Source organism: Halobacterium noricense (assembly GCF_021233435.1).
In the GTDB taxonomy this organism is placed as follows: domain Archaea; phylum Halobacteriota; class Halobacteria; order Halobacteriales; family Halobacteriaceae; genus Halobacterium; species Halobacterium noricense.
Window position 1 is genome coordinate 717,120 of sequence record NZ_CP089468.1, and the last position, 17,548, is coordinate 734,667.

General features: G+C 67.0%; 14 protein-coding genes, 1 tRNA gene and 1 pseudogene. 5 read left to right on the forward strand and 11 right to left on the reverse strand.

All coding sequences use genetic code 11. The features are described from left to right. Positions 1-45: 45 nt before the first annotated feature. On the reverse strand, positions 46-1,167 hold the full coding sequence (locus LT974_RS04005) for a pyridoxal phosphate-dependent aminotransferase (RefSeq protein WP_232589376.1): 1,122 nt from the start codon (positions 1,165-1,167) through the stop codon (positions 46-48). 96 nt (positions 1,168-1,263) lie between these two features. Between LT974_RS04005 and LT974_RS04010 the strand changes: the two genes are divergently transcribed. Beyond that, entirely contained in the window at positions 1,264-2,292 is a 1,029-nt protein-coding gene (locus tag LT974_RS04010) for an LLM class flavin-dependent oxidoreductase (protein ID WP_232589377.1), read from the forward strand. An 87-nt stretch (positions 2,293-2,379) separates the two neighbouring features. On the opposite strand, the gene LT974_RS04015 is transcribed toward LT974_RS04010, so the two are convergent. After that, positions 2,380-4,041, reverse strand: coding sequence for a receiver/sensor box histidine kinase (locus LT974_RS04015; RefSeq protein WP_232589378.1), 1,662 nt, complete (start codon positions 4,039-4,041; stop codon positions 2,380-2,382). A 74-nt stretch (positions 4,042-4,115) separates the two neighbouring features. Beyond that, complete coding sequence (locus tag LT974_RS04020) at positions 4,116-4,928, reverse strand: HD domain-containing protein (protein WP_232589379.1); 813 nt, start codon at positions 4,926-4,928, stop codon at positions 4,116-4,118. Positions 4,929-5,107: 179 nt separating this feature from the next. Between LT974_RS04020 and LT974_RS04025 the strand changes: the two genes are divergently transcribed. Together LT974_RS04025 and LT974_RS04030 are read left to right on the forward strand one after the other, a co-directional pair. After that, on the forward strand, positions 5,108-5,404 hold the full coding sequence (locus LT974_RS04025) for a twin-arginine translocase TatA/TatE family subunit (RefSeq protein WP_232589380.1): 297 nt from the start codon (positions 5,108-5,110) through the stop codon (positions 5,402-5,404). 40 nt (positions 5,405-5,444) lie between these two features. Then, positions 5,445-5,517, forward strand: a tRNA-Arg gene (locus tag LT974_RS04030). 174 nt (positions 5,518-5,691) lie between these two features. Here LT974_RS04030 and LT974_RS04035 read toward each other — a convergent pair. After that, positions 5,692-6,246: a winged helix-turn-helix domain-containing protein gene (locus LT974_RS04035; RefSeq protein WP_232589382.1), complete on the reverse strand. Its 555-nt coding sequence runs from the start codon at positions 6,244-6,246 to the stop codon at positions 5,692-5,694. A gap of 133 nt (positions 6,247-6,379) precedes the next feature. Here LT974_RS04035 and LT974_RS04040 point away from each other — a divergent pair, with 133 nt between their 5' ends. Then, entirely contained in the window at positions 6,380-8,653 is a 2,274-nt protein-coding gene (locus LT974_RS04040; RefSeq protein WP_232589384.1) for a heavy metal translocating P-type ATPase, read from the forward strand. On the opposite strand, the gene LT974_RS04045 is transcribed toward LT974_RS04040, so the two are convergent. Beyond that, positions 8,650-8,856, reverse strand: coding sequence for a heavy-metal-associated domain-containing protein (locus LT974_RS04045; RefSeq protein ID WP_269785441.1), 207 nt, complete (start codon positions 8,854-8,856; stop codon positions 8,650-8,652). The genes LT974_RS04040 and LT974_RS04045 overlap by 4 nt on opposite strands. 182 nt (positions 8,857-9,038) lie before the next feature. Between LT974_RS04045 and LT974_RS04050 the strand changes: the two genes are divergently transcribed. After that, positions 9,039-10,373 (forward strand): DUF7289 family protein, encoded by a 1,335-nt coding sequence (locus tag LT974_RS04050; RefSeq protein ID WP_232589386.1) that lies wholly within the window; start codon positions 9,039-9,041, stop codon positions 10,371-10,373. Here the strand turns inward: LT974_RS04050 and LT974_RS04055 are convergent, their stop codons facing one another. From LT974_RS04055 to LT974_RS04080, 6 genes and pseudogenes are all read right to left on the reverse strand, one after another. Beyond that, positions 10,374-11,120 (reverse strand): DUF7289 family protein, encoded by a 747-nt coding sequence (locus LT974_RS04055; protein WP_232589387.1) that lies wholly within the window; start codon positions 11,118-11,120, stop codon positions 10,374-10,376. Then, the gene (locus LT974_RS04060) at positions 11,113-11,574 is read right to left on the reverse strand and encodes a DUF7266 family protein (RefSeq protein ID WP_232589388.1); all 462 of its coding nucleotides are present in this window, start codon (positions 11,572-11,574) and stop codon (positions 11,113-11,115) included. Before LT974_RS04060 ends, LT974_RS04055 begins: the two co-directional genes overlap by 8 nt. Further along, positions 11,562-12,167: a DUF7288 family protein gene (locus LT974_RS04065; protein WP_232589389.1), complete on the reverse strand. Its 606-nt coding sequence runs from the start codon at positions 12,165-12,167 to the stop codon at positions 11,562-11,564. Before LT974_RS04065 ends, LT974_RS04060 begins: the two co-directional genes overlap by 13 nt. Before the next feature lies 1 nt (position 12,168). Continuing rightward, the gene (locus LT974_RS04070) at positions 12,169-12,606 is read right to left on the reverse strand and encodes a DUF7287 family protein (RefSeq protein WP_232589391.1); all 438 of its coding nucleotides are present in this window, start codon (positions 12,604-12,606) and stop codon (positions 12,169-12,171) included. A gap of 2 nt (positions 12,607-12,608) precedes the next feature. Then, positions 12,609-14,621, reverse strand: coding sequence for a type II secretion system F family protein (locus LT974_RS04075; protein WP_232589393.1), 2,013 nt, complete (start codon positions 14,619-14,621; stop codon positions 12,609-12,611). After that, positions 14,618-17,548, reverse strand: a pseudogene (locus LT974_RS04080) (type II/IV secretion system ATPase subunit). Before LT974_RS04080 ends, LT974_RS04075 begins: the two are co-directional and overlap by 4 nt.

A 17,548-nucleotide genomic window follows, 5' to 3' on the forward strand; every position in this document is an offset into this window, starting at 1 on the left:
AGGGAGCGAACTACGCGGCCCGACGAGTGGAGAACGGAGGTGCCGCTACTGGAGCGCGTTCGTCGCCTCGCGCATGATGCCGAGGGCCTCGCGGAGCTGTTCGGTGTCCGTGGCGTAGGAGATGCGGGCGTAGCCCTCGCCGTGCTCGCCGAACGCGTCGCCGGGCACGACGACGACGCCGCGGTCGATGACCTCGTCCACCCAGCCGTCGGGCACTTTCGGCATCGCGTAGAACGCGCCCTCCGGCTTCGGGACGTCGAGGCCCATGTCTTCGAGTTCGTCGAGCACGAGGTCGCGGCGCTGCTCGAACTCCGTGACCATCTCGTCGACGACGTCCTGCGGGCCGCTGAGCGCGGCTTCGGCGGCGTGCTGGGCGGGCGCGCTGGCACAGGCCTGCGAGTACTGGTGGACGCGCAGCATGCGCTCGGCGCGGCGCTCGCTGGCGGCGACCCAGCCCAGCCGCCACCCCGTCATCGAGTACGTCTTCGAGCACGCGCTCACCACGACGACGTTGTCGGTCTCCGCGAACTCCATCGGCGAGCGGTGTTCGCCGTCGAAGACGATGTGCTCGTACACCTCATCGGAGACGCAGAGTACGTCGTGCTCGTCGGCGATGCGTGCGAACTCCCGCATGTCCTCGGGGGACTGCACCGCGCCCGTGGGGTTCGCTGGCGAGTTCACGACGAACGCCGCCGTGTCCTCCGTAATTCTTTCTTCGACGGTCGCGGGGTCGAGGGTGAGGTCCTCGCGCAGCGGTAGGCCGACCGGCTCGCCGCCCGCGATGCGCGTCAGCGCGTCGTAGGAGACGAACCCGGGGTCAGGGAACAGCACTTCCTCGCCGGGGTCGACGTGGGCTTCCAGCGCAAGGTGGAGCGCCTCGCTCCCGCCCGAGGTCGCGATGACGCCCTCGGGCGCGACGTCGAGGTCGTTGTCGCGCTCGTGCTTCCGGACGATGGCGTCCACGAGTTCGGGCGTCCCGCGGTTCGACGTGTACGCGTCCGCGTCGCCCGCCTCGATGGCGTCGACGGCGGCCTGCCGGGCGTGCTCGGGCGTCGGGAAGTCGGGCTGGCCGAGCCCGAGGTTGATGGCGTCCTCGCCGGCCGCCTCGAACACTTCCCGGATGCCGCTGATGGAGATGGCTTCGACTCGCTGGGAGAACTCCGTCATACGAACGACCCGGGCGTCGGACGCCATAATTCCTCCTGTCCGGCGGCCACCTTCTGCGAGCCGAACCGTTTTCTCCCGCAGTCCACGAACGGGAATATGGACCTCTCTGTCGTCGACCTCTCCCCGGTTCCCGAGGGCGGCACCGCGACGGACGCCTACGCGAACACCGTCGAGGCCGCCCAGCAGGCCGAACGCCTCGGCTACTCGCGCTTCTGGGTCGCCGAGCACCACGGCATGGGCGACACGCTCGCCGGAACCACGCCCGAAGTGTTGCTCGGCCACCTCGCCGCCGAGACGGACGAAATTCGCCTCGGCTCGGGCGCGGTCCTCCTCAACCACTACAGCCCGTTCAAGGTCGCCGAACAGTTCGGCGCGCTGGACGCGCTCGCGCCGGGCCGCGTCGACGCCGGCCTCGGGCGCGCGAACGGCTCGCCGGCCGTCGACCGCGCGCTCGGCACCGAACGCCACGTCCCGAATCCGGACGAGGACCATCGCGAGAAAATCGAGGCCGTCGTCAACCACCTCTACGACGACTACCCCGCCACGCACGCCTACAGCGACGTCGAGATTCCGCTCTCCGGCGAAGCGACCCCCGTTCCGTGGGCGCTCGGTTCCAGCCCCTCCAGCGCGGAAATCGCGGGCAAACTCGGCCTGCGCTACTGCTTTGCGGCGTTCATCCGCCCGCAGTTCGCCACGCACGCCTTCGAGGAGTACCGTCAGGCCTTCCAGCCCTCGCAGTTGGCCGGCAGCGTCGACGAGCCGGAGGGCATGGTCGCCGTCAACGCCGTCTGCGCGGAGACTGACGAGGAAGCCGCGCGGCTGCGCGCGACCGCCGAAGCCTCCTTCGAGCGGATGCAGCGCGGCGTCACGGGCACCGCGCCGTCCGTCGAGGAAGCCATCGCCGAACTCGGTAGCGTCCCGGAGCCGACTCCTGAGACGCTGGACGAGGACGAGTGGCCGCGCGCCATCTCCGGCAGCCCCGAGAGGTTGAACGGCCTCTTAGAACAACTGGCGGACCGCGTCGGCGTCGACGAAGTGATGATTCAGCACGTCGTCGCCGACCACGACGACGCGCTCCGCTCGCACGAACTCCTCGCCGATGCCGTCGGCCTCACGCCGCGCTGACTGTCGTTCGACAGGACGGTCATAGCGGTAGCAGCGCGGAAACTCACTCCCTTCGGGGTGGGTTCCTGACAGGGGTAGTGGCTCGTCCTACGCGGCCTGCTCGTCGACCGGACGGCCCGCTTCGGTCCCGACACCCGAGAATTCGAAGCGCGTGCCGCCCGCGTCGCTCTCCGTGATGGCGACGTCCCAGCCGTGCGCGTCCGCGATGCTGCGGACGATGTTGAGCCCGAACCCGGTGCCGTCCGGGTTCGTCGAGTAGCCCACGTCGAACACCGTCTCGCGGTCCGTTTCGGGGATGCCGGGGCCGTCGTCGCTGACGTAGAAGCCGTCGGCGTCGTCGAGGCTGCCGACGGAGACGGTGACGTCGTCGCCAGCGTGCTCCAGCGCGTCCTGCTGAGCGTGCGAGGCAGGGTTCGTGGAGCCATGTTCGACGGCATTCCGGAAGAGGTTCTCGAACAGTTCGCGGATGCGGCTCTCGTCGCCAGATATCGTGCCGAGCGACGGCTCGGTGTCGAGTGTCGCCGCCTCTGTCTCGGTGGTCGCCCAGGCGTCCTCGACGACCGCGCGCAGGTCGACGCTGTCGAACTCGCTCACCAGTTGGCCGGTCCGCGCGAGCGCCAGGATGTCCTCGACGAGTTCGTTCATCCGTCTGAGCGCGTCCGCCGCCCGCCGGAGGGCGTCACTGTCACGGTTCTCCCGTTCCAGCGAAATCGAGCCCTCCGCGACGTTCATCGGGTTGCGGAGGTCGTGGCTGACGACCGACGCGAACTCCTTCAGGCGGTCGTTCTGACTGGCCAACTCGCGCTCGCGGCAGCGGAGTTGCTCGCGCGCTTCGAGCGAGGTGATGGCGTGCCCGATGGTCTCGCCGAGTTCCATCAACACCTCCCGCTCGGGCCCGTCGAAGACGTACGGGCGGTCGGCGTACACGCTCAAAATTCCGTGGACGGTGTCGCCGTCCACAATCGGGACGACCGCCACCGATTCGACGCCGTGCTCGGCGAACAGCTCCCGCCACGGCTCCATCGACGGGTCCGCCGAGACGTTCTGCGAGTACTGAATCTCGCTCGTGCGGATGGCGCGCCCGCCGGCACCCTGCCCGTGGGCGTCGTCGCCGTCGACAGCGATGACGACGGACTCGTAGTACTCGTCGTCCAACCCTGCCCACGCGTCCGGCCGGAGTTCGCTGTCGGCCGGGTCGTAGCGCCCTATCCACGCCGACTCGTAGGGCTCGGACTGCTGGAGGCGCTCGCAGACCTGCTGTTCGAGTTCGCTGCGGGTGTCCGCGTTCACGATTTCCCGCGTCGCGATGCGGAGCGTGTTGTTGATGCGGTTCAACTGGTCGACCTGAACCTGCTGTTCGCGGCGGCGCGAGTCGTAGACGCCGACCAGGTAGCCGATGAGGCCGCCGAGCGTCGCGGCGTTCAGCAGCGTCAGTGAGGCGTTCGCCGGCAGCGGCCCGGTGACGAGGACGCTCGCGAACAACCACGCCGTCGCCGCAGCGAGCACGACGACGCCGACGGCGACCCACGAGAACACGCGCGTGACGAACTGGTCGGCGACCACGTCGTTGCGCACGAGTTGCACGCCCGCGGCCACCACGAACGTGGCCAGCACTAACGGGAGGAGCCCGTTCACGACGACGCGCGCTGGCGCGCCCCACAGCACGCCGACGGTCCGCACGTGAAACGCGGAGAGGACGAGGCCAAGCACCACGATGGCGGTGCCGCCCGTCCGGGACGAGAGAGACACGAGTATGCCAATCGTTCGTGCTATTCGGGTAAGAGTCTACCCCCGGCGGGACGAGCGAGGGCGGCGTCACACGGCTACAGTTCGATTCGCTCGACGAGTTGGTCGCTGTCGCCGCCGGTGTTGAGCGCGACGATGCGGACGTCGTTCTCGATGCCGGACTTGTGGAGTTTCTCCTTCAGGAGGTTGTCGACCTGGTAGACGCCCGCGGCGTTGCGCATCTCGATTTCCACCAGCACGGGACGTTCGTCGCCCTCCTCGAGGGTGACCGAGTCGATGGCCTGGCTGGAGATGGTGTTGATGCCACGGCCGCCGCGCTCGTAGGGGAGCCGCGACCGCCCGCGCTCCATGTCGAGGCCGTCCGCGACCCGGATGACCCCTGCCTCTGTCGTGAGCGGGTCCTCCTCGGTGTGGTGGCAGAGAATCGCGTGCAGCACCTCGGCTTTCACGCGCACGGCCTCGGGCGTCGCGTAGAACTCCGGGAGGATGCGGTCGAGGAGGTCCGCCGCCAGCGGAATCGAGTAGTACGCGTGCTCGTCGCGGTGGACGACGTGCCCGATGTCGTGTAGCGTCGCCGCGAGCGCGATGATGACACCCTCGTCGGCCTCGCCGAGCCCCTGGTCGGCCGCGCCGTTGAACTCGACGCCGCCGCGCTTCAACAGGTCGTAGAGTTTGAGCGCGCGATTCCGGACGATTTCGATGTGCTTGGTCCCGTGGTCGTTGTACCCCTTCCGCTTGACCGGGTTGACGTTCTGCGCGTCGAGGTACGTCGTAATCTCGGGGTCGTCGGTGACGAACGCCAGCACCTCGTTCAAGCGCTCGTCCGGGAACGCGTGGTCCGCGTTCGGGTCGTACTCGCGGTCGGCGTCGGACTGCGTGGCGTCGCTCATACGTCGCCGATTCGTGGGCCGCCGTGAAAAACCGTGTGACGGTACCGGCTTCCTCGCAGTCGCCTCCCCGGAAGCGAGAGCGGTCGAAAACGGACCGCTCGTGTCCGCTCGTTGGCGTTACTGCGACACTGAAAGGAGCATAAAGCCTATAATTGCGAACAGGCTACCACCGAGTAGCGATGTTCACCAGTACTCCCCTGTTCATCGGCGGGTTGCCGGGCGGCATGGAGTGGGCAGTCATCCTGCTCATCGCCGTCCTCCTGTTCGGCGCGAACAAGATTCCGAAGCTCGCCCGCTCCAGCGGCGAGGCAATCGGCGAGTTCCAGAAAGGCCGCGAAGAAGTCGAGCAGGAACTCCAGGAGATGCGCGACGGCCCCGAAGCCGAGGGCGAGACCGAGACCGAGAGCACGGAAACCGAGACCAGCGCGGACTCGACGAACGCCGACACGGACTCCGAAACTCCGTCCGGCAACTAACGTAACCGTTTTTCTCTGCCCCGTCCTCGCTCGACGTAGAGGGCGTGTGGCCAAGCGGACACGGCGAGAGGTTCCTAACCTCTAGACCGCGGGTTCGAATCCCGTCACGCCCGCTCACTCGCGGTGCTCGTTCACGGGCGTGACGTTGTCTCGTTCGCTATGCTCACGAGACTCCCGTCACGCCCGTGCAAGCCGGAGCGAAGCGACGGCGCATCTATCTTTCCATAAGGAGAGACTCCCGCCGTTTACGCCGGGAGGATGTCACGCGCGGAACTCTGTGTAGCGGCTCACTTTTCGCCCGTCCGCAGCTGGTCGAGTTCGGCCGTTTCGCTGAGGTCGATGAGAGCGCGGTCGAGTAACTCCCGAACGACGAACTCCTCGTAGTGCTGGGTCTCGCAGTATTCACAGGGCTTCATCTCCCGGGCGACTGACTCGATTTCGTCGCCGTGTTGCTCGTAGAGCGTTTCGACGACGGTGGCTAGTTCCTCCGTCGCGGTCTCCCGTGCACGCGAGAGTGTTTTTTCGCTGTCCTTCGGGAGGTCGTACGAGAAGATGCGGGTGTTCGATTTGTAGTGCTTCCTCGTGGCACCACCCGCTTCTTCGAGCCGAGCGATTTCGACCATTCCAGCGTCCTTCAGGACGTTCACGTGGTGTCGAACCGTCGTCTCGGCTTTCTGTTCGCCACGCCGTTCTAACTCCTCGTGTATCGCCTCGATTGTCAGCTCCTCGTCAGCGAGCATATCGAGAATCTTCGCTCGAACGTCGTTCTCCAGTGCTTTCGCTTTCTCCGGATTGGTTGTCACGACGTCCCGGATGGGCACGTCGGATTCGAGCAAGGCCATTATCGTGAACCGCAGTAGGTGTACGACGACAGTAAGAGTGACGCAATCCGTGTTATCGGACTACGACACGAAAGATACCATTATAATTTTTCTCGTAATGGTTATGGGTGTCGTACGATAACGTCACATCGAGATGGGAACGACGCAGAGCCAATTCGACGTCGGCGGGATGTCTTGCTCGTTCTGCGCCGAGAGCATCGAGAAGGCCTACGACAGAACCGAGGGCGTCGAGAACGTAGCTGTGAGTCTCGCTCACGAGGAAGTCCTCGTCCGGTACGACGACGAGGCGGCGAGCGAGGTCGAGGTGAAGGACACGCTCCGCGACCTCGGCTACACGATTCGTGACCCCGACAAGGAAAAGCAGTACGAGGAGCAGCGCGAAGAACTCGCCGAAGGAAAGCGACGACTCGTTCTCGCTGGAGGCGCGTCCATCGTCGTCGCCGCGTCGATGGGCTGGATGCTGTTCGTGGTGGGCCGCTTCGAGTCAGCGTCACTGGCGATGGACCTCGCTACGCTCGCGTTGGCGTTGGGCACGATGTTCGGTCCCGGCCGTTACATCGTCGAGAAAGCCTACCAGAGCCTCCGTCGCGGCATCTTCAACCAACACGTGCTATTGGAGGCTGGCGCGTTCGCCGGGCTGCTCGGTGGCTTCCTCGGCCTGCTCGTCTTCCCCGGCTTCCCGACCGTCCACTTCTTCGCCGTCGCCGTGTTCATCACCACCTATCACGTCCTCTCCGAGTACACCAGTCTCGTCGTCCGTACGCGGGCCTCACGGGCCGTACGGGGTCTTCTCGCGCTCCGGTCGGACACCGCTCGTCGGGTGACCGACGACGCAGTTGACGAAGTCCCCGTCGACGAGCTCGAAGTCGGCAACTGCGTCCGCGTCAAGCCCGGCGAGAACGTCCCCGTGGACGGCGAGGTTGTCGAGGGCGAATCGACAGTGGACGAATCCGTCGCCACTGGCGAGTCCATCCCCGAGGAGAAGGGCGAGGGCGACGAGGTAATCGGGGGCAGCGTCAACGAGACCGGCACGCTGCTCGTCGAGGTGACCGCCACCGGGGAGGACGCGTTCCTGAATCAGGTCGCCCACGAAATCGAGGAGGCGCGGGCGACGAAACCCGGTATCGTTCAACTCGCCGACCGCGTCCTCAGATACTTCGTCCCCGCCGTCCTGTTCGTCGCGGCGCTATCCTTCGGGTTCTGGTTGGTTGCGCCGCTCGCGTGGGGTGCCGACCCGAACGTTCGACGGGGAGCATTCGCGGCGCTCGCCGTCCTCGTCCTCGGCTACCCCTGTGCGCTCGGAATGGCGACCCCGCTCGCGCTGATTCGGGGCGGCGGGGAAGCCGCAAACCGCGGCATCCTGATGCGCAGCGGCGACGCGTTCCAGATATTCCCGGACGTCGACCACGTCGTGCTGGACAAGACCGGCACTATCACCGTCGGTGAATCTGCCGTCAGCGACGTAATCGCCCTCGCAAGCGACGAGGCCGAGGTACTGGCGACCGCGGCGAGCGCGGAGGCCTTCTCGGCGCATCCGCTCGCCGACGCCATCCTCGACCACGCGGCTGAACGCGGCGTCGACTACGCCGACCCCGAGGAGTTCGACTCGGTGACGGGTAGGGGCGTCCGGGCGACCGTCGACGGCGACGACGTGCTGGTCGGCAAACCGCACTGGCTCGCTGACGAAGGGATCGACCTGTCGCACGCGAACGACGACATCGAAGCCCTCCAGCACCGTGGCCTCACGGTCTCGGGCGTCGTCCGCGGTGGCGAACTCGTCGGACTGGTCGGCATCGGCGACGAAATCAAGGACGACGCTACGGAGACGGTCAAACGGATGCAGGACGCCGGAATCACGCCCGTGATGATTACAGGCGACAACGCGCGCACTGCCGAAGCGGTCGCCGAGAAAGTGGGCGTCGACCGCGTGATGGCCGACGTGCTGCCCGACGAGAAACGCGAAGAAATCGGCCGACTACAGGACGAAGGGCATCGCGTGGCGATGGTCGGCGACGGCATCAACGACGCGCCCGCGCTCACCCAAGCCGACGTCGGCATCGCCATCGGTGCCGGGACGGACATCGCTATCGAGTCGGCAGACGTCGTACTGATGGGCGACCGCTTGGGCGGCGTGATGGACGCCTACGAGATTGGGGCGGAGAGCTACCGGAAAACCCGGCAAAACCTCGTTGCCGCGTTCTCGTTCAACGGCATCGGTGTGGCCGCGGCGACGACCGGGCTCGTCCATCCCGTGTTTGCGATGATTGCGATGGTGCTGTCCGTCTCAGTCGTCCTCGCCAACAGTTTCGCGGGCCAACTCCTCTCGGGTGGGGGCATCAACGCGGAGTTCGCCGTCGGAGACAGCGATGGGGGTGAATCCGGGAGAGAAGACGCGGCAGCCGATTAGGCCAATACGTCGTAGCCCGCTCGCTCGATGGCGGCGTGAAGGTCGTCGTCTGACACGTCGTCTTCGACGACCACTTCGACGGTGTCGCCCTCGTTATCGGCGTCGACTCGGGTGACGCCGCTGATGTTCTCGAGAGCGTTCTCGACGTTCTGTTCACAGCCAGTACACGACATACCGGTGACAGTGAGTGTTTCGCGCTTCACGTCGTAGATTATCGTTCCACGCCAAAGACCGTTCCGACGAGCGTTGTACTGGTGTCGCGGTCGTCTTCGTGCTCGTGTAGCTGTCGCGTTGCGGTCTGCGTTCGGCCGTTCACCCGCGCTCGTGGTCGTTCTCCGACAGTTCTCCGTCACCTTCTTGCGTGTCACCGGCGAACTGGAAAGGCATGGACGCGCGCGGGCAGACGGAGATTATCGGGGTGGTGCTGTTGCTCGCCATCACAGTCGCCGGGGTCGGCGTCGTGGTCGTGGCGGGTGGCAGCGCGCTCGACGCCGCACAGGACCAGTCGTCGGTCCAGCGCGCCGAGCAGTCGATGAGTCTCTTCGACGCGCGCAGCGCGCTCGTCGCGCTCGGGCGGTCGGACGGCCAGTCGCTGACGCTGGCGAACTCCGAGCGCGGCAGCTACGAGGTGCGGCCCGACACCGGTCGCATGGTCGTCGTCAGGGAGGGCGAGGACGGTTCGACGACCGAGTACTTGAACACGACGCTGGGGTCGGTCGTCTACGAGAACGGCGACACCGAGGTCGCGTACCAGGGCGGCGGCGTCTGGTACTCGCGGGGCGCTGGCGCGGAGATGGTGTCGCCGCCGGAGTTCAACTACCAGGACGCGACGCTGACGCTCCCCGTGATTCGCGTCACCGGCAGCGAGCAGACGGCGGCCGGCGCGCCGACCGCTCGCGTGACGCGCGACGAGGCCGCGTCGAATCGCTCCGTCTTCCCCGGGCCAGGACGGACGAACCCGCTCCAGAACGGTACCATGACCGTTGCCGTGGAGAGCGACTACTACCGCGGCTGGGCGTCGTTCTTCCGGTCGCGGACGAGCGGGAACGTCTCCGTGATTCCCGACGAGAACCGCGTCGAACTGGAACTCGTCGCGCCCGGGACCGGCGGCCAGTTCACGCTCGACGAGACGCCGCTGGAGCTCCGCGGGCTCGCGGGTGACGACCCCCTGGAGTCGCTGACGTTCACGCTGAAACCGAACAAGAACTCCGACTTCAGCGACCTCCACTGGACGCTCGTCGCCGACGACGGCGGCTCCCAGCGCTTCGAGTTCGACATCCAGGGCTCGAACGTCTGCAAAGACGGCAATCAGCCCGAAGTCACGCTGGAGTACACGAACGGCGGGACGACGCACACGTGGAGTGGCGACAACCGCTTCTCGCAGAACGACTCGACGTACGCGTACTCCTGTTCGGAGGACGACAACACGCCGACGATGCACCTCGACTTGACCGGGGACACGAACCTCACGTATCAGAGCGGCGGCGGAGCACCCGTCGCGAACAACTCCACGGGGAAGCTCGTGAACTACGCGCTCGGCGAGATGGGACCGAACGTCGACTTGAAGCTGCTCTCGAAGGGCAAACAGAACCCGTCGGGGAACTCCGCGAGCACCGACCTCCCGGCGTCCACGGGCCGACTCGAATACGACTCCTCCGGCGAGCACGTCGTCACGTTCCTCCACATCACCAAGAACGCCGTGAACGTGACCGTCCGGTAGTCAGGCCACCGCGACGTCGATGTAGACACCCTGCACGTAGACTCCTTCGCCGGGGAGCGGACACTCGACTTCACCAGTTCGCCCGTCTGCGGGGCCGTCACAGTTCTGTCCGAACTCGGCCTCGAGGTACTGCTCCCAGGCCGCGGCGCGCGGCGACGTGACGGTGAGGTTCGCGGGCGTCGAGAACGACTCGACGTCGCGGGCGCTGACGGTCGTCCGGACGAGCACCCGCTGCGTGCCGTCCGTGGAGACGCCCCGGCTGGCCGGCTCCGTGGCGACGATGGGGACGAGCGTGCGGTCGCCCGCCGAAACGCGCGGCTCGCTGAACAACACCGCACGGTCGCCGTACTGCCGGAACAGCGCGCCGTTCGAGTAGACGAGTCGGTCACCGTCGTCAGCGCGATACACCACTGGCCTGGTCGTGGCTTGGTAGGACGCCCCGCCGTCGGTGGAGACGTTGAACGTCACCGGCTCGCCGAACCCGAGCGCGCCGTCCGACAGCAACACCTCCGTCGCGCGGCTGGGTGCGCCGCGGACCGCGAGGTCGTCGACGTTCGAGTCGAGGATGTCGAACGCGCGCTCGGTGTTCGAGAACTGCTGCGCGTCCCGCGCGCCGGTGAGCGCGTCGAACCCGCCGACGTAGACGACCGCGGTCGTGGAGACTATGATACCGAAGATGAGCACGAATCCGAGCGTGTCGCTGACCGCGCGCCGGTCCGAGAAGCCGTCGACGCGCACGCTACGCATCCTCGACCTCCAGGCGGTTGCCCTCGTAGACCACGACGAAGTCGCCGCCCGAGACGGTCGCGTTCTCGACCGGTATCTCCGTCTGGAATTCGACGGTGATGGTGACGGCCGAGCGGTCGGCGTCGAGGACGACGTTGCCGTTCCCGGACTCGTTGACGTGCACGTCGTAGCTGAAGCCCGCGACGTTCGACGGTGCTTCGACGGTGTACCGAACGCTGCCGCCGTCGCTGGCGCGCGCGAGCGTGTCGGCGGCCGCGAGGTCTGCGGCGACGCGGTCGCCGACGACGCGGAGTTCGGTCTCGACGGCGCGGTCGCGCTGAGTCTCCACGAGCGACCCCGCGGAGAACAACAGCATCGTCACGAGGATGGCGGCGACGCCGACGTTCAGCACGTAGCCCAGCGCCGTGGAGACGCCGCGGTCGTCCCCGCGCCACGACCGGCTCACATCCGCCACACTACCACCTCCACTTCGACGACGGCGTACGCGTGGCCGGGCGCGTTCGGCGCGAAGTAGCGCTCGCCTTCCGTCGCGTCCACGTCCGCGAGGGTCTTCGCCGTCGGCTCGAAGCGAGTGCCGTTGCGTTCGGTCACCGACTGGTTGTCGTAGAGCGTGACCAGCCGCGTGGCGGCGACGGCGTCCGCGCTCGGCTGGCCGTGGAACGCGAGCCGGCGGACGCGGCGCTCGCCGTCAGAACCGACGTAGTAGGCGTTGACGTTGTACGCGACCGCGCGGTCGCCGAACGTCTCCTCGACGGCGAGCAGGAACGACGCGCCGGGGGTTTCGCCGACGTAGTACCCCTCGTTGCTGGCGTTCGTGAACGCCGCCGCGGAGCCGTTCCAGTAGCGTAGCGTGCGCGAGAGGTTGCCGTTCGCGCGCTCAGTCTCCAGCAGGCCGGAAGCCGCCCGCTCGTGCTGGGTCTCGATGTGCTGGCCGGCCGTACTCGCGGTCAGCGGCGTCACCGCGGTCGCCTGAATCGTGAACGCGACCGTCGCGACGACGAGCAGCGCGGCGGCGACGCCCTCCAGCGTGTGTGCTTGCGCCCGCATGCTACCACACCTTCACGACGAGTTCGTAGCGGTCGCCGACGACGGTCACGCTCCGCCACGCGACGGTCGCGTCGGCGTCCGCGGAGACCGACTGCCCGGCCGCTGCGCGCTCGCCGTCGATGGTCGCCACGTCGCCCGCGGTGGTTACTAGCGTCACGTTCGCCGACTTGTAGTCGCGTAGTGCTAACTCGCTGATAGCGTCGCCGTCCGCGAAGAACGCGGCCGTCCGCTCCGTGTCGAGGGCGTACGGCTGATTCGGGGACGCGAGGCGGTCGGTCACGAGGTCGTCGGCGATGCGGTTCGCGGAGACGGGGTCGCCGACGTCCGGGTCCGCGAACGGCGTGATGATGCCGGGGACGAACGCGAACGCGAACGCCACGGTCACGAGGAAGATGCTGACGCCCGCGGCGAAGTCCATGGTGGTCTGTGCCCGGGACATGGTCACGCGAAGGAGAACGCTATCAGCGCGACGGTCGGCAGTATCACTGCGAATTTCACGCCCGAGAGCAGGCTCGCGTCGCGGATGTAGCCCGCGACGAACCCGGAGATGACGCCCTGCATCGTCACCGCGTGGAAGAACATCATCCCCAGCAGCTCGGTGTCGATGTTCCCGCCGAAGCTCAACTGGGCGCCCGCGCCGCCCGCGCCAGCCGTCGACGTCTCCAGCCCGCTCATCGTGCCGAGGAACTTCACCTGGAGGATGAGCATCACCGCCAGCAGCGTGAGGTACGTCATCACGATGATGACGACCTGCATGCGGGCCCGCGAGCGGCGCTCGCGCTCGATGTCGTCCTGGTTCTCGCTGGCCTGTGCGGCCGTCGACAGCACCGCCGTAATCTGGCTGGACGCCTCCTGTGCCTTCGTGATGAGCTTCACCGTGCGGGCGAGCCGCGGGATGTGGTACTTGTTGTTGAACTCGACGAGCGCGCGCTTCAAGCTCGTACCGTAGTTCACCTTCGCGTACATCGTCTCGAACTCCTCGCCGAGCTTCCCGCTAGTGGTCTCCGAGACCGCGCCGATGGACTCCAGAATCGTCATCCCGGTGTCGTTGGCCGAGGAGAGCTTCCGGAGGTTGTCCGAGAGCTTGTTCGTGATGCGGCGCCGCGAGCGCACGTTCCACTCGCGGAACACCGCCAGCGGGAATCCGATCAGGTACAGCGGGAGGTAGACGTAGAGGAACGTCCCCCAGATGGGGGCGGCGACCATGGCGTCGAGCGTCGTCGGCGCGACGCCCGCGAGCACGGCGTTCACGACGAGCACGAGCGTCACCGGCGCGGTGAACGCGAGCGTGAACAGCGGGTTGTCCCGGAAGAACCGCGCGGGGTGGCGCATCACCTGCATCGTCTCGTACGTGCCCTCGCGGCGCTTCACGCGGTCGAAAATCGCGTACTCGCCGACGAAACGCTCGACGAGACCGAGGCTGAGCAGGCCGGGTTCGCGGTGGCCGGTGTCCTCGCCCTCGAATTCGAGGAAGCCGTCCCCGATTTCGTCCTGCTTGACCGTGGAGACGAGCACGAGGAAGCCGAGACCGACGATGGGCGTGAGCACGTAGACGGTGGCGTACAGCAGCCGCATCTGGGCCTGCCCGAGCATGCTCATGATGACGAGGATGATGATGAGCAACAGCGGGAACAGCGACAGCGTCATGTACATCTCGCCGAACAGCTCCAGGGTGTCGAGCGTGAGCTCCTGTTGCTGTTTGGCGGTGCGCATGTGCTTGTCCTTCTTGTCCGAGAGGAACTCCGTCATGTCCCCGCCGGAGTTGATGATGGAGAGCATGTCCGTCAGGAACTGGCTGAGTTCGTCGCTGGGCGTCTCCATCGAGCGGTTCCGCACCGCCGTCCGGTAGTCCGTGTCGAAGTACTCGGTCTCCTGGACGATGCTGCGGAACTCCATGGCGACCTCGCCGTACGTGTCGTCGGCCTTCGCCATCGCCTCCAGAATCTCCAGTTGGTTCATGCCGCCGATGGAGAGCGCGTACATGAACGAGACGGCGTCCGGCAACAGCATGTTAATCTCGCGCTCCCGCGAGCTCGACCGCATGTACGGCACGGAGAGTAGCCCGCCGAACCCGGCCGTGAAGCCGATAAACCCGAAGAAGAGGCCGGTGCCGACGACCAGCGCGGGAATCTTCAGCGCCTGCACGATGGCCAGCAGCGTCTCGTTCGGGACGGGGACGCCGATGAGCGTCTCCGTCTCCACGAGCCCGGTGTAGAACAGGCCGTAGCCGAGCGCGAGCCCGAGCAGCCAGAGCGTGACGCCCGCGAGGACGCCCACGCCGATGGCGCGGGAGACGAACAGCTCCACGGGGTCGTCCATGCGGGCTTCCGCGAGCTTCGTCTCGACGTCCGCGACGAAGTCGCTGCCGTCGCTGAACGCCCACTGGTAGACGGGGAAGAACGCGTCCGCGACGACGTCCGCGCCCTCGCCGAACGACTGCGACCCCGTGCTCATTCGGGGCTCCCCTCGCGCTCGTCGTCTTCCCCGCTGACAGCCTCACCGCCGTCGCTGGCGGCCGTGTCGTCGCTGGATGCCGCCGGCTCGAAGCTCCCGAACCCGTCGTCGCTCTCTGCCACGGGTTCGATGGCGGGGTCGAGGTCGTCGGCGAACGGGTCCCACGTCGACGACTCCGTGGCTTCCTGCTCGGTCGGGAGGTCGGCGTCGGCCACTTCCTCGATGGCGGCTTCGAGGTCGTCGGCGTCCAGTCCGCGCGTGTCCGCGACCACGTCCTCCGCGGCGGCGTCGGGTGTGAGCGCGGTCGCCAGCGATTCCGCGGACTCGCCCTCGTACTCCGTGAGCACGCCGCCCTCCTCGCGGGCGGTTTCGAGGATGGACTCGGCCTCCGCGAGCACGCTCTCGGAGGGGTCCGGGCGGGGGACCATCGCCTCCTTGTCGGGGTCGACGTCGATGAGCACGCTCTCCATCCCGCGGAGGTCTTCGAGCGCCGCCTCCAGTCGGCCGTTGGCGACGAGCGTGAGGATGGTCTCGGGGTCGTTGACGTACGCCTGCGCGGTCGCGGCGACCTGCGCGTACTCGTTGAGCCCCTGCTCGATGAGGTACGCCAGCAGCACGCGGCGCTCCTGCAGCTGGCGGTCGAGTTCCATCTGCGTCCAGCCGCGGTCGAATTTGATGTCCTCGAGCGTCGAGGAGTCCGCGGTCTGCCGATAAGAGTCGTCCTCGGGCTCCCACTGGAAGACGTCGTTGACGTTGATTTCGTCGTTCTCCGGGTCGTAGCGGTTGATTTCCGTAATCGAACGGTTGCGCCGGACCTTCTGCCCGCGCACCCGCGTCTGGGACTGCACGGAGACCAAATCGAGCGCGGTGAAGAGCGTCTTCGAGACGTTGATTGGCTCCGTCGTGAAGCGCTTGAGGACCTCCCCGACGTTGTCCGCGTGAAACGTCGTGTAGGTGGTGTGGCCGGTGCTCATCACCTGGAAGAGCGTGCGGCCCTCCTCGCCGCGCACCTCGCCCATCACGATGTAGTCGGGACGCTGGCGGAGCGCGGCCTCCAGCAGGTCGAACTCGTCGATGTCGCCGGTTTCGTCCTCGCCGAAACTCGGCCGGGTGACGCTGGCGATCCAGTTGCGCTGGGGGAGTTCGACCTCGCGGGTGTCCTCGATGGAGACGATTTTCGCGTTGCTCGGGATGAACAGCGAGACGGCATTCAGGCTCGTGGTCTTCCCGGAGGCGGTGCCGCCCGCGAAGACGAGGCTCTTGTGGGACTCGATGCAGAGCCAGAGGAACGCCATCTCGTCGAGGCTGAACGTCTGCCAATTCACGAGATCCACCGGGGTGAACGGCACGTCCTTGAACTGGCGGATGGTGTAGTTGGTGCCGTGGTCGCTGACCTCCTGGCCGAGCGTGAGCTGGGCGCGGGAGCCGTCGCGGAGCGTGGCGTCGACCTGCGGCTGGCGCTTCGAGATGCCCTTCCCGGAGCGCTGGGCGAGCTTCACTACGAAGTCGTCGAGGCTCTCACGGCCGTGGTAGACGTTCGTGATGAGGTTCTCGTAGTCGGTGTGGTAGACGAACACCGGGGAGTCGTAGCCGTCGCAGGAGATGTCCTCGACGTTGATGTCGTGTTTGATGCCGTCGATGCGCTCGTAGCCGATGAAATTCCGCTGGAGCACGTACAACAGCGTCTCCACCTGGTACTGCGTGAGCGCGTCCGGGTCCTCCGCGAGCACCGCGGGCTCGGGGCGCGCCATGATGCCGTCGAGGTGGTCGTCGGTTTCGACTGGCGGCTCCCCTCGCCCGACGGCCGCCAGCAGCCTGTCGACTAGCGACTGCTCGCGCGCTACGGGACCGTTGTAGAGGTCGTAGCGGTCCAGGAGCTTTCGCGCCTCGTGCTCGATGACGCCGCGGCGCTCGGCCTCGTCGCCGGCCGCCGCCACGTCGTCGCTGGCGTACTTGATGGCGGTCCGGAGCTTCTCCGTGAGGAATTCCTGGAGGTCCGCCTCGATTGGGTTCCGGTAGGGCTCCACGAGGTAGTACTTCTTCTCGTTCTCGCGGTCGGAGTGGAAGATGACGACGAACGCGTACGGCTTGTTCACCCAGTAGCGCTCCACCTCCTGGAAGTGGCGTTTCTTCTCCATCGGCACCGCCTTCTCCAGGTCGTAGCGGTTCGCGATGGTGGTCTTCCCCTCGACCGTCGAGAAGAACGCGTCCTCGTCGACGTCCTCGTGGATGTCGACCGTGCGCTCGTCTTCGAGGTCGAGCATGCCGTCGGCGGCGTCGTCTTTCACGGACAGCCAGTGCTCGACGTTCTCCGGGTCGAAGCCGAGGTACTCCACGGGGTCGAAGCGGACGATTTCGCCGTCCTCGTCGCGGGGCCGCGTTCAGTCGTTCTCGCCGACGTAGTAGTACTCGCGCTTGAAGTGCTCCCACAGCCACTCGTCTTTCGTGACAGGCGTCGTCGCGGGGTCGGTGAACGCGTCGAAGTAGTCGTGGACGTTGCTCGCGCGCCGCGCCGCCGTCCCGAGCACGTCGCCCTTCTCGTCGGGGGCGAACCCGAGGTCGTCGCTCGGGTCGGCGTCGACGTCGTCCCACTTCGGCTCCGGCGGGTCCGCGCCGAGGTCGTCCCATTCGGGGTACGGCGGCCCGATTTCCTCGTCGTCGGGTGCGTCGACGCCCGCGAGTTCGTGGCGGGCGCGTTCGCGGCGCTCCCGCACGCGGTCGGCAGCGTCCTCGGATCCGTACTCGTCGAGGTAGTCCACCCAGGAGTACTCCCCGACTGTCGCGCCGCCGTCGTACTCGCGGACGGCGGGCGTGAGCTGCTGCCAGTCGTAGTCGCGATTCCGCTCGCCCGGTGTGCCCTCCGCTGGTGCGTCGTCGGTGCCGCCGCTGGCGGTCGCCCCACCGGCCCCGGCATCGTCGCCTGCCAT